General features: G+C 39.1%; 18 protein-coding genes. 4 read left to right on the plus strand and 14 right to left on the minus strand.

From position 1 onward, the window contains the following. Position 1 precedes the first annotated feature (1 nt). Positions 2–1036, plus strand: a complete 1035-nt coding sequence (locus L1S31_RS13030) for an o-succinylbenzoate synthase (RefSeq protein WP_236465182.1) — start codon at positions 2–4, stop codon at positions 1034–1036. 34 nt (positions 1037–1070) lie between these two features. On the opposite strand, the gene L1S31_RS13035 is transcribed toward L1S31_RS13030, so the two are convergent. From L1S31_RS13035 to L1S31_RS13070, 8 genes are read right to left on the minus strand one after another with little or no spacing between them, the layout of a single operon-like run. Continuing rightward, positions 1071–1835 carry an oxygenase MpaB family protein gene (locus L1S31_RS13035; protein ID WP_236465183.1) on the minus strand — a complete coding sequence of 255 codons (765 nt, stop codon included), beginning with the start codon at positions 1833–1835 and terminating at the stop codon, positions 1071–1073. 10 nt (positions 1836–1845) lie between these two features. Next, complete coding sequence (locus tag L1S31_RS13040; protein WP_236465184.1) at positions 1846–2223, minus strand: hypothetical protein; 378 nt, start codon at positions 2221–2223, stop codon at positions 1846–1848. Positions 2224–2245: 22 nt separating this feature from the next. Further along, on the minus strand, positions 2246–3601 hold the full coding sequence (gene creD, locus L1S31_RS13045) for a cell envelope integrity protein CreD (RefSeq protein WP_236465185.1): 1356 nt from the start codon (positions 3599–3601) through the stop codon (positions 2246–2248). Positions 3602–3605: 4 nt separating this feature from the next. Further along, positions 3606–3932 (minus strand): hypothetical protein, encoded by a 327-nt coding sequence (locus L1S31_RS13050; RefSeq protein ID WP_236465186.1) that lies wholly within the window; start codon positions 3930–3932, stop codon positions 3606–3608. Beyond that, on the minus strand, positions 3929–4585 hold the full coding sequence (locus L1S31_RS13055) for a DUF1361 domain-containing protein (protein WP_236465187.1): 657 nt from the start codon (positions 4583–4585) through the stop codon (positions 3929–3931). Before L1S31_RS13055 ends, L1S31_RS13050 begins: the two co-directional genes overlap by 4 nt. Positions 4586–4639: 54 nt before the next feature. After that, complete coding sequence (locus L1S31_RS13060) at positions 4640–4936, minus strand: winged helix-turn-helix domain-containing protein (RefSeq protein ID WP_236465188.1); 297 nt, start codon at positions 4934–4936, stop codon at positions 4640–4642. A gap of 1 nt (position 4937) precedes the next feature. Beyond that, positions 4938–5591, minus strand: coding sequence for a YiiX family permuted papain-like enzyme (locus L1S31_RS13065; protein ID WP_236465189.1), 654 nt, complete (start codon positions 5589–5591; stop codon positions 4938–4940). Beyond that, positions 5591–6199, minus strand: coding sequence for a hypothetical protein (locus L1S31_RS13070; RefSeq protein ID WP_236465190.1), 609 nt, complete (start codon positions 6197–6199; stop codon positions 5591–5593). Before L1S31_RS13070 ends, L1S31_RS13065 begins: the two co-directional genes overlap by 1 nt. An 85-nt stretch (positions 6200–6284) precedes the next feature. Here L1S31_RS13070 and L1S31_RS13075 point away from each other — a divergent pair, with 85 nt between their 5' ends. Next, positions 6285–7655, plus strand: a complete 1371-nt coding sequence (locus tag L1S31_RS13075; protein ID WP_236465191.1) for a M20/M25/M40 family metallo-hydrolase — start codon at positions 6285–6287, stop codon at positions 7653–7655. A gap of 71 nt (positions 7656–7726) precedes the next feature. On the opposite strand, the gene L1S31_RS13080 is transcribed toward L1S31_RS13075, so the two are convergent. The 4 genes from L1S31_RS13080 to L1S31_RS13095 all read right to left on the minus strand — a co-directional run bounded on the left by L1S31_RS13080 (position 7727) and on the right by L1S31_RS13095 (position 10465). After that, on the minus strand, positions 7727–8560 hold the full coding sequence (locus L1S31_RS13080; protein WP_236465227.1) for a hypothetical protein: 834 nt from the start codon (positions 8558–8560) through the stop codon (positions 7727–7729). 37 nt (positions 8561–8597) lie between these two features. Then, positions 8598–9416, minus strand: a complete 819-nt coding sequence (kdsA, locus tag L1S31_RS13085) for a 3-deoxy-8-phosphooctulonate synthase (protein ID WP_236465192.1) — start codon at positions 9414–9416, stop codon at positions 8598–8600. Positions 9417–9483: 67 nt separating this feature from the next. Beyond that, the gene (locus tag L1S31_RS13090) at positions 9484–9942 is read right to left on the minus strand and encodes a 2-dehydro-3-deoxyphosphooctonate aldolase (protein ID WP_236465193.1); all 459 of its coding nucleotides are present in this window, start codon (positions 9940–9942) and stop codon (positions 9484–9486) included. Positions 9943–9982: 40 nt separating this feature from the next. After that, on the minus strand, positions 9983–10465 hold the full coding sequence (locus L1S31_RS13095; protein ID WP_236465194.1) for a DUF4199 domain-containing protein: 483 nt from the start codon (positions 10463–10465) through the stop codon (positions 9983–9985). Between the two features lie 120 nt (positions 10466–10585). Between L1S31_RS13095 and L1S31_RS13100 the strand changes: the two genes are divergently transcribed. Together L1S31_RS13100 and L1S31_RS13105 are read left to right on the plus strand one after the other, a co-directional pair. After that, the gene (locus tag L1S31_RS13100; RefSeq protein WP_236465195.1) at positions 10586–11143 is read left to right on the plus strand and encodes a YeeE/YedE family protein; all 558 of its coding nucleotides are present in this window, start codon (positions 10586–10588) and stop codon (positions 11141–11143) included. Between the two features lie 3 nt (positions 11144–11146). Next, positions 11147–11560 (plus strand): DUF6691 family protein, encoded by a 414-nt coding sequence (locus L1S31_RS13105; protein ID WP_236465197.1) that lies wholly within the window; start codon positions 11147–11149, stop codon positions 11558–11560. Positions 11561–11637: 77 nt separating this feature from the next. Here the strand turns inward: L1S31_RS13105 and L1S31_RS13110 are convergent, their stop codons facing one another. Together L1S31_RS13110 and L1S31_RS13115 are read right to left on the minus strand one after the other, a co-directional pair. Beyond that, entirely contained in the window at positions 11638–12336 is a 699-nt protein-coding gene (locus L1S31_RS13110) for a lysoplasmalogenase (protein ID WP_236465198.1), read from the minus strand. Continuing rightward, on the minus strand, positions 12329–13600 hold the full coding sequence (locus L1S31_RS13115) for a sterol desaturase family protein (protein ID WP_236465229.1): 1272 nt from the start codon (positions 13598–13600) through the stop codon (positions 12329–12331). The genes L1S31_RS13110 and L1S31_RS13115 overlap by 8 nt, the downstream gene beginning before the upstream one ends. Between the last annotated feature and the right edge of the window lie 18 nt (positions 13601–13618).

A 13618-nucleotide genomic window follows, 5' to 3' on the forward strand; every position in this document is an offset into this window, starting at 1 on the left:
AATGAAAGCTTCGTATTTCAAATACATACTACATTTCAAACAAGCTTCGGGAACTTCACGAGGCATTTTAACCGACAAGGAAACCTGGTTTATCATTCTGGAAAAAGAGGGAAAAAGAGGTATAGGCGAGTGCGGAATCCTTCGTGGATTGAGTGCGGATGACCGGCCTGATTATAAAGAAAAATTACTTTGGGCTTGTCAAAATATCCATCTTGGAGAGCAAAAACTTTGGGAGGAATTGATCGAATTTCCATCCATTCAATTTGGAATTGAGATGGCTTTCCTGTCGTTAAAAAGTGAAAATCCATTCGTTTTATTCCCTTCAGATTTTACAAAAAACAGCAAAAGCATTCCGATAAACGGATTGGTTTGGATGGGCGATGAGGCGTTCATGAAAGCCCAGATTGAGGACAAAATCGCGCAGGGTTTTAGCTGTATAAAAATGAAAATCGGAGCCATAGATTTTGACAAGGAAATGGAATTATTGCGCTTTATACGCGATAATTTTGATGAAAAAACTATTGAAATACGTGTTGATGCAAACGGTGCATTTGATAAAAATGAAGCTTTAGATAAAATAAATCAAATATCTGGTTTTAAATTGCATAGCATAGAGCAGCCCATTAAAAAAAACAATACTGACATGATGTCAGTATTGTGTAAAAACACGAAAATTCCTATAGCTTTGGACGAGGAGCTGATTGGAGTATTTTCAAAAGCAGAAAAGGAAAAACTGCTGCAAAAAATCAAGCCGCAATACATCGTTTTGAAGCCAAGTTTCATTGGTGGATTCCGAGGGACTTTGGAATGGATTTCGATTGCCGAAAAATTAAATATCGGTTGGTGGATTACTTCCGCTTTGGAAAGCAATGTTGGTTTGAACGCAATTGCCCAATTTACTTTCCTGCAAAATAATTTGATGCCTCAGGGTTTAGGAACGGGAAGTTTGTACACGAACAATTTTGATTGTCCCTTGACGGTTTCCAACGGAGAACTTTGGTATGATAAAAACAAGGATTGGAATTTCAGTTTATAAAAAAGCCTGTTCAAAATGAACAGGCTTTTTTGTCTTATTGCTGATGTAAATCCAGCTCTTTGATTTGGGTTTTGTACTCGGATGGAAGCAATGCGTTTTTGAGCAATCCATCCATTTTTAAAACCCTGCTGATTTTGTAAACCGGAATGGCAATCGAGAGCAATGAGAAGCTATTAAAATGCAATAGCTTTTTAACGTGTTGCGGAATTACCAACTTCTGTGCATCTATCAGGATTTTAAAGCGAATGGGTCCAAGATGCTTTCTGTATTGCCTGAAAAGATCCGAAGTGTATTTGCTTTGCTGTAAATCGGCAACCAGATGTGATTCCCTTACAGGAAGCCATTCAAGGTAAGTTGGTGGCAATTCCTTTAAACCCATTCGGGTTCCAACGCGATAGAAAACATTGTATACTTCTTCCTTCTCTTCATCGCTTAATTTCCTTTCAAGCAGTTCGTAAGCTGCTATCGAGTAATGGATCAGCATGAACAATACATCACGGTACGCCCAATCCGGAATCGAAAAACCGCGGTTTTGCTCTACAGCGCCGTGGATTTTCCGCAATGAATCAATAGAAGCATTGGCCTCATCCATAGAAGCAAAGACAATCAGCCTGGCGTAACGAACGGTAGAAAACAATCTACCCAAAGGGTCGGCAGGAAGCTTTCCGGTAAAATAAAGCCAGTCGACAGCCTTATTCAGCGCAAACTCACCGGAAGCTCCGGCAAAGATGAACAGTACAGTGTCGCCTTTGCCCCATATTTCCCTTACGATGGAATCTTTTTCAACAAATAATTGCATAGTTTTCGTTTCAGCCATGAATTTTTACCCATTCCACTGTTTCATCATTTTTTATTTTGATTACCAGTGTTTTGGTTGTAATTGGCCAGGAACCTATTCGCTCCTGGTCAATTTGGTAAAAAAAATAATTATTGTCAATCCTGTCTGGCTCACCAAGGATGCTTAGGATTTTGGCTTTACTGAGCTTTTTAATTGTGTCAGAAGCGATTAAATCATCAATCATATCATTGCGATAGGGATAATCCTTATCTTCCTTTGTTTGCCATTTTTTCCAATCAAAAGCAATCCTGCCTGTTGTTTTGGAATCCTTTTTTGCATTTTCTTCGTCATTGCTTTTGCACGCAACAGTCGATATGAGGACTATAAATATTAAAATCAGCTTTTTCATAATCACGTTATTGGTTACAAAGTTACTTACTCCAGTCTATTTTTCTTGAGAAATACATCACGGCTCCAAGAATCAGGAATAATCCGATGCTTCCAACGAGCAATGCGTAATCTTCCATTTGGATAATCACATAAATGAACGAGTACAAAACACTCAGCGCTATTCCGATGAACATTGGAAACTTCCTGTTCTTCAAAATCGAAATGGAATAGAGTGTTATCATTACCACAACCGAAGCTCCGGCAATGGTGTAGGCAAAACTAAAGGTGCTGTGCTCTGTGATGGATATCAAAAGAGTGTAAAACATAATCAGTGCAAGGCCAATCATCGAATATTGGAAAATGTGGATGTTGACCTTGCTGATGGATTGAATCAGGAAGAAAATAAGGAACGTTAAACCGATTACCAGGAAACCGTATTTGGAAGCACGCTCATTTTGCTGATATTCGTCCACTGTTTGAATTAATTTTACTCCGAAGAGGTAATCATCCAGATTAGGCAAAACATTCGCGTATTGCTGCGAAAACGTCCTGTTGATGTCCAAAACCTTCCAATCGGCATGAAAACCTTTCTTACCAACCGTTTTTGTAGTGTCGCTTGCTGCAAAAGAACCTTCAAAACTTGGAGACTCCCAATCGGAATCCACACTCACATCGGTAACTTTCCCGATTGGGATGAATTTGACGCTGTTGCTTCCGTTGTAGCTTATCGAAAAATCGAAATTTATCTTTTCGTGATTCACCAGCGTTTTATAATCAAAATTGTTGGTAGCCAAAACACTGTATTCGCTTTTGTCATTATTTTGTGGTTCGAATGAAAATTTATCGTTGTTCAGTTGTATCCTGAGTTCGCTTTTGATGCTTTTCAGGTTGGTTGTTTTTACGATGACTGAGGCTTTACTCCACTGGATGTTTTCTTCAGGAATGTTGAGTTTGGCAAAATTCGGATTGGTAAAATTCCCTTTGAAATTCATGTCTGCCTTGAAAACCACATGGTTGAAAATACCGCGTTTGAGCGATTCGTTTTTCTTGATGTTGGACGTGTTTTTCAATTCATTCGGAAAGAAATAGGCATAATTGGTCACGGCTTTCCTTTCGATGGTGGTCATTCCTGTTTTCGGATTGGTGACATTGTAGGCTTCATAAGTGCTGTAGGGAATACGCAATATCGGGCCGTAAAACTGGACATCCCTTCCCCATAAATTAGTCACTTCATCCACCATTTCTGTTTTTCGTTGGGAACGCTCGCGGATTAAATCCTGCACAAAAAAGAGCGGAATCAGCAGGACTAAGGTTAGGAATCCCACCATCAGCATTTTGGCTGTGGTTGATTGGAAGAATGATTTTGTTTCGGGTACTTGATTTTCTGAATTTTCCATGATTTTAATTGTTTTGAGTTAGAAGTGAAATATTATTTATTACGATGTGTGTGTACAAAAAGAAGATGGGAATGTTTGATAAAAGAATGAGGATGCGTATGAATAGGGTTTCCCTGTCTAAAGGCCGAATGATAAGCAGATAAATTAGATAGAGGAAAGTAATTCCGTTGACAGTCAATGCGGCCAATACAAACCAACAACCCAAGAATATTATGATTTCATTATCAGGATATGATAAATGCCAAATCAGGAATAGTGTTCCGATTACGAAAGAAGTAACGGCTAAATAAGTTGAAAACCTGCCTGGTGTTGATTGTGTTTGAGAAATCATGATGCGATGGTTTTAGTGTCAGACGATAAATATGAAATCCCATAAACGATTAGGATGAAGGTTCCAAAGAGAAAAGTGAATTCATAGGCATGGAGGCTTTCGATGCTTTTGAGGATATTGAAGAAAAGGTCAATAGGACTGCTCACTATATCCCAGCTGTTAAACCGAAGGATTCTTCCAAGGTAAACCCCGAAACTCGACAAATAGCAAAGGGTTGCAATAATCCGCCAGCATTTCTTAACGGAGTATTTCATTTCCAATAATCCGTGGATGTGAAGCATTGAGGAGATTCCGGCATAAAATCCCGCAATCGAAAAACAGGCAAGCAGCAAGGCGTCAAACAAATACTGCAAATCGCTGTTATGGTGCAGATGCACAAAATCGGTCAACAGGTAAAAGGCATTGGGAAGGAACAGCAGCCAACCCAAAAAAAGCAGGTAGAATTTATAGGTTCCCGGAACCGTTGTTTTTATTTCCGAAGAAAGAAAATAGGGGATATAGCCCAAAAAAAGGTTCCAAATCAAAAACAGCAGGTACATGTCCTGGGTTATTTTTACCCGCAATAACATCAGGGTAATTGAGAGCACACCCAAAACTATCAGATAAGGGTTCTGTTTTTTGTTGAAGAGATAAATGGAGAGGATTTTGTTCATGTTTTAATTTTTAAAAGTACTTTGTTTTTCAAAGTAAATGATTAAAAAAATAGATTAGGTTTTGGTTATTAATTTTTCAAGTGCTTCAATGTGTTCCCTGAATGCTTTTTTCCCGGACGTTGTAGCGCTATATCTTGTGTTGGGTTTTTTGCCAATGAACTGCTTTTCGATCCTAATGTATTCTTCGGTTTCCAAGGCTTTGGTATGGCTTGCAAGATTGCCATCGGTAACACCAAGCAATTCTTTGAGCATGTTGAAATCGGCACTTTCATTGACCATCAATACAGACATAATCCCAAGACGGATCCTGTGGTCAAAGGCTTTGTTGATATTTTGGATGATGGTTTTCAAATTATTTATAGGTGTCTATAACGGTTTCCAATAATGCTGAACTTTCAATTTGTGACGGAGCAACAACCTGTTCTTCCAGCGGAATCCTGTTGCCATACCTTTCGGCTAAAATGGCTTTTACTTTTGGATTGTCTAAATTGAAATTCTTTAGGCTCGCTAGTTTGCAAAGCTCAATATTAGCTCCATTTTTGTATATCTTCCAAACTAATTCCGAACAATAAATTTTATCATCGCTCCAACCAAAATACAAATCGTAATCCTTGTTGTTGAATTTGCTTCCGTAATCCTTCATTTTTTTAAGGGTAGCAGCATCCAAAACGGTTGCAGCATTTTTCAGCCTTTTGATAACAAAAGCATTCCCTTCACCATGTTTAATCCATTGTTCCAATGGAGCTGAGGACACAGGCTGTACCGCTTCATAAACATATTTTTTGCCGTTCACGATATAAATGATCCCGCAATGTGAGAATTTGGAGTTGGTTGCAATCCGTATTGCTTCGCATTGCCCGGACTGTGATGACTGAAAAATAATATCGCCGTCCTTTACATTTTCCAATGACTGGACGTTTTTTTTATTGGCAGTATCGCAGGAACTACCAATGAAACCAAAGGCACTTAACAAAATTAGGGCAAGAAATATGTGGACTTTTTTCATTAATTTCTATCGTATTTAAAATACATTACAGCTCCGTAAACGATGTGGCAGATTCCAAAACCGATTACCCAAAAATACAAACCATATCCTGAAAATTCAACCGCAATCAATCCTAAAATAATTTCTGTGATGCCTAAATAGCGTACGTCTTTCAAAGTATATTTGCTGGCATTAAGGCAGGCCAATCCGTAAAATATCAGTGTTATCGGAGCAATCAATCCATAAACTTCGTGACGCAAAAGAAGCAGGGCAAAAATTCCGCCCGTAAATAATGGAATACAAAAATTGATCAATAATCTTTTGGATGAAGCGTTCCAGATGCTTTCTCCCAATCTTTTTGCCTTTTGCCGGGTCATGATAAAGGACGTTATCAATGACAAAACCAAAACTACAAAAGCGGTTAAAACAATCAGCTTAAAGGTCCTGCCTTCAATAATAACGACATCATATTTATTTTGTTCCAAAAGCTGGCTTACAATGTACGCTCCAATCAGTGCATAAATCCCTGCCAAAATCCCGGATAAACCACTTAATGAAATAAATTGGGTTGATTGCGACATCATTTGTTTGATGTCCTGGATGTCCTTAAGATATTTTTCGTTTTCCATTTTAAAGTACTTTGAATGGCAAAGTAAATGAATAATATTTTTTCAACCAAATGTTTTTTCATTTATTTTTGAGAAAAAATACACCATGCAAAAACTAACCATTTTCCTGTTCCTATTTACTTCTGCAATCCATTCGCAAAGCAACGATAAACAAATGCTTGCCGATATTTACAAATTGTCACTGACCAATTCCCAATGCTATTCCTGGCTTGATTACCTGTCCAATAAAATAGGACAGAGGATATCAGGTTCTGTTGGTGCCGAGAAAGGAGTGGCTTACACCAAACAGCAATTGGAAACTTTAGGTTTGGACAAGGTATACCTTCAGGAAGTGATGGTGCCAAAATGGGTAAGAGGCGAAAAGGAAACGGCTTTTATCCTCGATGATAAAAACAAAACCGCAGTTCCAATTTGCGCGCTTGGAGGTTCGATTGCTACTTCGAAAAATGGACTGACTGCTGAAATAATCGAAATCCACAGTCTTAAAGAGTTGGAAACCTTAGCTCCTGAAAAGATCAAAGGGAAAATCGTTTTTTACAACCGCCCTTTTAAAGCTGATAATGTAGATGCCTTCGAATCTTATGGAGGTTGTGTAGACCAAAGGTTTTATGGCGCAGAAAAAGCTGCAAAAGCCGGAGCAATTGGAACGATTGTACGTTCAATGGGTTTCAGGCTGGATGATTTTCCGCATACAGGCATGCAGAGTTATGGTGATTTGGCAAAAGACAAATACATCCCAACAGCGGCAATCAGCACTAATGGAGCCGAATTGTTAAGCAAAAAATTAAAGGACAATCCAAAACTGAAATTCTATATGAAGCTTTCCTGCCAGTCTTATGATGATGTGCTTTCGTATAATGTTGTTGGGGAAATTACCGGTTCGGAGCATCCTGAAAAAATCATGATTGTCGGCGGCCATCTTGATTCCTGGGATTTGGCTGATGGTTCCCACGATGATGGTGCGGGAGTAGTTCAAAGCATGGAAGTTTTGGAAATATTCAAAAAGCTGAATTATAAGCCAAAAAATACCATTAGGGCAATCCTTTTCATGAATGAGGAATTTGGCGGGAAAGGAGGAAGGAAGTATGAAGAATTATCAAAGAAAAACAAGGAAAACCACATCTTCGCACTCGAAAGCGACGCAGGAGGATTTTCACCAAGAGGTTTTAATTTTGAATGCGATGCGGCGAATTTTGAAAAAGTAATGAACTGGAAACACTTATTCGAACCTTACCTAATCCATAGTTTTAAGATTGGAGGAACAGGTTCGGATATCGGTCATCTGACTTCTGCCAAAATTGTCAAGGCTGGCCTGACTCCGGATTCGCAGCGCTATTTTGATTACCATCATGCAGCTAATGACAAATTTGATGCAGTCAATAAAAGGGAATTGGAATTGGGTGCCGCAACCATGGCTTCGTTAATGTACCTATTCGACCAATATGGAATAGATTAGTCGATCTTATTAAAAGAAAAAAGCCGCCTTGTTAAAAACGAGGCGGCTTTTTTTATATGTTTTGTATTTTCTTAAATGTTGAATATTCCTCCAAAGGCAACAATCCTTTCGAGAAACCTAAAGTGTTGTGAAGCCCTATCAGCAGGATCGTGAGTAGTCCTGATATCGTTCATGTTGATATAACCTCCCTTAAGTTCGGTTTGAAGGAAGTAATGTTTGAAGAAGGTAAAATTCAAACCAACTTTAGCTGAAACACCAAATCCTGAAACATGGAAATCATCATGTCTTTCTTTCCCTAGCAGAGTAGCATTTGTTTTTGGATATAATATACCACCACCAACACCTTCTGTAATGTTCAACTGGAATACATCCGTATTTCTGATTCCAAATAATTTGGAAATGTCATCCACACGCGAAAATTCGGTGTGTACGTAATTTAGTCCGTCAGTGTGTTCAAATCTAAGGAAAGTTCCATCGCTTAGGTCGATTGTATTATTCCCTGATGGTAGATAAACCCCGGAATGCTCAGGATATGAATCGCCAACAACCCCGCCAATGTGCGCAATCTGATTTTGATTCATAACGTATTTCATATGGTCAACACCAATGGCAATGTTATAATGGTCATTTATAAAATAACCAATCCTCAAATTGGTTTGCGGAATGGTCATTCGAGCCGGGTTTACATAATCAATGCTCCAGCCTTTTGGTTTGTCACTGGCTTGGACATCATACAAGGTAAAATCGTAATCCGGGCCCTTGAAATGAATATCCGATTTGGTAAAGCTTTCGCGATTTCCACCCCAATAAATAAAGAATTTCCCTTTATTGTGCGCAGTATATTTTGAAGGATTGGTAGTGGTTTGATCCTGCGCTGTAACACTTTGCGTCAAGGCGCAAATCATAAATGAAAAGAAGAATATTTTTTTCACCGTTTAAATATTAAAATTGATTTATTGTTTTCCTGATGGCAACCAAACGGGTCATCAAACCTTCGAAGTAGTCCAAATGCAGCATATTGGCTCCATCACTTTTAGCATTTGCAGGGTCGAAATGGGTTTCAATGAAGATACCGTCAACACCAACAACAATTCCTGCTTTGGCAATCGTTTCAATCATATCAGGCCTTCCACCGGTTACACCAGCAGTTTGATTGGGTTGTTGTAATGAATGGGTAACGTCCAAAACAGTGGTTGCATATTGCTGCATCGTCGGGATTCCACGGAAATCAACAATCATATCCTGATAGCCAAACATGGTTCCCCTATCGGTAACCATTACGTTTTGGTTGTTGCAGTCCAACACTTTCTGAACGGCGTGTTTCATGCTTTCCGGACTCATGAATTGTCCTTTTTTCAAATTCACCACTTTTCCAGTATTGGCCGCAGCCACAACTAAATCAGTCTGGCGAACCAGGAAAGCCGGAATCTGCAATACATCAACATATTGGGCAGCTTTGTCTGCATCTTCGTTGGTATGGATGTCGGTAACTGTTGGAATATGGAAAGTTTCAGAAACCTTTCGAAGTATCTTTAACGCTTTTTCATCGCCAATTCCACAAAAGCTGTCAATTCTTGAACGATTCGCTTTTTTGAAAGAGCCTTTAAAAACGTAAGGTATTTGTAATTTATCGGTCACAGTGACCAATTTTTCAGCAATTCTCATTGCCATTTCTTCGCCTTCAATGGCACATGGACCGGCAAGTACAAAGAAATTTCCACTATCAGTATTCTTGATTTGTGGAATAGCATTAATATTCATAGTGCGTGTTTTTTATCGGCGCAAAGGTACTATTAATTTGCAATAATTTTAACAACAATATGTTAACTTATTTTTTTATCGAAAGACCCATTGGAACGAGCAAATAGCCTCGCTCATAAATGTTTACATATAATCTTACGGGTTTGTCCTGGCCTTCCCATCGGAGTTCGTAGACATCCAGGAAACCGGCACCCATATCTATGTTTTTTGTTGGAAACGGGCAACAGCTTTCTATTTTGGTGAAGGTTATGGTTTCACCATTTGGCCCGGCCAAAGCATTCAGGTAACGCTCAGCATTGAGATTTTCATCTTTGGCATTGATATAGAAAACATTGACCGGATAATCGGCATCGTAGCCATATTTCCGGTCTTTGGCGAATTCCGTTAAAACGAAAGTATTGTTATTGGATAATTTTGGTAGCGGTGCGTTGTTATCAACATTTTTAAGGGTGGATCTTGTACTGACGCAGGAAGAGAATAATGAAATTAGTACAATGAAAATGGTTAGTCTGGCTGTGTTCTTCATGATAAAAATATTTTTTCTTCGTTCTGCAATAATCATGCTACTATCTTTTGTTCCTTAGGAATACCGATACAATGGCTCCGGTTATAAAACCTTTAGAAAGTGCCGTAAACGAACTTTCGATGATATAGGTTTTGAGGTTGAAATAAACTTTGGCATTTGCCAATGTCATGTATTTGTGCTCTACTTTGTAGGCAATGATGGTGTCAAAAAAGTGAGGCGTAATGCTTTTGTAAATGACAAACTGCGCAAAAGGATTCAGTAATGCGATGATAAACGAAAGCACAAGCCCGCTTACAAATCCTTCCCTAAAACTCATGCTGTTGTTGTAAACGTATTTCTTTTTTTCCTTCAGTGCCAGATAGAAAAACAGGAAAGCCGGGAATACAAAAAGATTGGTGTACATTCCGTATTCTGCGATATATTCATCGTGAAGCCCGATGGTCTTTTCACCAATTGCCCAGGCCAGAGTCAGTAAAGTAAAACGAAGTGCCCATTTTATTTCTATCGAAAAGTTTTTACTCACTTTTTTATATTGTTTTTTTTGTGTTCGTGAATCTTCGATTTCATTTGGTTTTAAAATTTGGCTTCAAAAATACTTCATTTCGATAATTTAATATTGCTATTTTTGTAAAAAATCAACCTTATGGAATTTATAACCCACACTTGGCATTGGTCGGTTGCAGGTTTTCTGATTGCTGCGATTATGCTCACCCTAAATTATTTTGGGAAAGTATTCGGAATGTCGTCCAATTTACGCTCGTTATGTTCGATGACCGGAGTTGGAAAAAAGGTTCCGTTTTTTGATTGGGACTGGAAGTCGCAACGCTGGAATTTAGCCGTAGTGCTTGGCGCGATGCTTGGCGGTTATGTTGCTGTTCATTTTTTGAGCGATGCTTCGAATGTAGCTCTCAATCCTAAAACCATTGAACAATTAGCCGCAATGGGAATTGATGCACCAAACGGAAAGCTTTTACCCGATGCCTTATTTGGCAACCAAATATTTGAATCCCCAAAAATGATACTGATCCTTCTTGGAGGTGGTTTGCTGATTGGCTTTGGTTCGCGTTATGCCGGAGGTTGCACTTCGGGGCATGCGATTGCCGGAATGAGTAACCTGCAGATTCCTTCTTTGAAGGCTGTGATTGGTTTCTTTGTAGGCGGTTTGATTATGGCGCATTTTATTTTACCCTTATTATTCTAAGCTATGAAATACATTAAATATATATTAGTTGGTTTTATATTCGGAATCGTATTGACCAAAGCCGAAGCAGTTTCCTGGTACCGCATTTATGAAATGTTCCAATTCCAGTCGTTCCATATGTATGGGATTATCATGACGGCAATTGCAGTTGGTGTTATTGGAGTTCAAATCATTAAAAAGCAACAATTGAAAGACATTGAAGGCAAACCCATAGAAATACAGGATAAGGAAAAAGGCAGTGCGCGTTATTGGATTGGTGGAGTCCTTTTTGGATTAGGCTGGGCAATGGTTGGAGCGTGTCCCGGGCCAATATTCATTATGCTTGGAGCAGGTTTCATCAGTGTTGGACTGATATTGATTGGTGCCGTATTGGGAACGTTTTTATACGGTGTCTTGAAGGATAAGCTACCTCACTAAAAAAGCTATTTTACATAATCCACAACGCTTTATGTATGCACTATCTATGCTTTATCTATGGAGCATCTATGGAGTATCTATGCTTCTTCTACTGAATATTCCGGTTGTTGTTTCAGATTGAGTTTCAGAATCCCATCGGTAATGCAGAACTGTGCAATCAGGTAGGTTATCATTATCGAATAGGAAGCAGAATCCAAAGGTGAATGAAACTTATCTATTGCCAAAATACTGTCTGAAACCACAAAAAAAGCAGCACCAAGAAGTACCCTGTATTTTGCTTCGCCTTTCCAGTCGAAAGTTCCTTTCAAAGCCATTTTGAACATAATGGTAATGATCAGTGCGTAAGCGGTCACCGGAAATTTCAAGTCTCCCAGAGTCGGAATCAATACCCAAAGCATGCTTACCAGATAAATTGTGGCGCCCACAAATCCCAACCAGAACATCGGTTCCTTAAAACTGATATGAACCGATTTTTGTTTGGCAAAAAGTACGATAAACAAAATATGGGCTATCAGGAATGCTACCAATCCGAAGATGAAGAATTCTTCGCCTTTATCGGCAAACATTAAAATGCAGTCACCAATCCATGAAAATAAAAGCGCAGCCAACAGCCATTTCTTGGTTTCAAACGAATCGCTTTTTGCTACAGCATAAAACAAAAAAGGAAGCAGAAATGGTTTTAAATACCAGGTAAGCGTATCGTTTTCGGTTAAGAGGAGGATTGCATATATAAAACCAAACGCCAGGAAACCCTGTAATAATTTTTGACTATTCATAGGAAAGGGAGTTTTGCGTGTTTTTAAATTCGACCAATACAAAATAAAGGCTCATAGCCAGGGATATGGTGAAGTAAGCCATCAGCATCCAGTTGGAATAGGGCAACAATTTTGACATCCCAAACCAATCGCCATAATAATAAAGGATACCGATGGAAACGATGAACCGCAATCCTTCCCAGAAGACCGAGAATTTCCGGGTGTCCATCAATTCGGTATAACTGTAAACCGTCAGGAAAACAAAGAAGCCATACACAAAAATATTCGGCAGGCCAATGCTGGCAATATTCCCAAAAAGATAACTGATTAATCCGAGTGTGGTAAACAACTGGATTACCGACCAATATTTCAAAAGTGCCGAATGTTCATGGCCGTATTTGTCAAAACTATAGACATCCGAGATTTTATCAATAGGGTGTTTCTCATCGAAATTTTCGGGGCGCCATCCTGTTGGTTTGAACCAGATTGTGAATTTGTCTTTCCAGTTTTCGGCGTGATAGGCATCCTTAATCAACAGCCACAAATGCTGAAAGTTAATCCGAATGGGATTCCAGGTTTGCGCCGGTCTTGTGATTCCGTATACAGGTGGCACGTTATCCAGTTCTTCCTGAAAAGTGCCAAACCATTTGTCCCAAAAAATAAAAATCTGACCGTGGTTCTTATCCATATATTCGGGATTAATCGCATGATGGACACGATGATGGGAAGGCGTAACGAGGAATTTTTCAACAAATCCCAGTTTGCCGATGTATCTGGTATGGTACCAAAACTGCAGGAACAAATGTATTGGAAGTAAAATGGCAATCACTTTGGATGGAACTCCGAGAATGGCTGCGGGCAGCAATAAAAATGTGAACAGATTGACAAAGCTCGAAATGGGTTGGCGCAAGGCACAGGCCAGATTGAATTCTTCACTACTGTGGTGGATGGCGTGCTTGTTCCAGAAGAAATTGATTTGGTGTGCCCAACGATGTCCCCAATAGCCATAGAAATCAATTACAAAAAAGGCAATGATAAAGGTGAGGGCAGTGGCTTCGATATGGATGAGTGCCAGATGATTTACCATCCATTCATAGGAAATAATCGCGATGCTCAGCCCCAAGGCATCTTTGACAGCGTTGGTCATTCCGGAGCTGATACTCGAAACACTGTCCATGATTGGCGTATGATTTACACCCTTGAAATAGCCATAAGTTCTTTCGATGAAAATCAGCAAAAGGAAAAATGGCATTGCAATCAGTAAAATTTTCCCGTATTCTTCCATAACGTTGAATTTGTTCTT

It is taken from the genome of Flavobacterium wongokense (assembly GCF_021608265.1).
Taxonomy (GTDB): domain Bacteria; phylum Bacteroidota; class Bacteroidia; order Flavobacteriales; family Flavobacteriaceae; genus Flavobacterium; species Flavobacterium wongokense.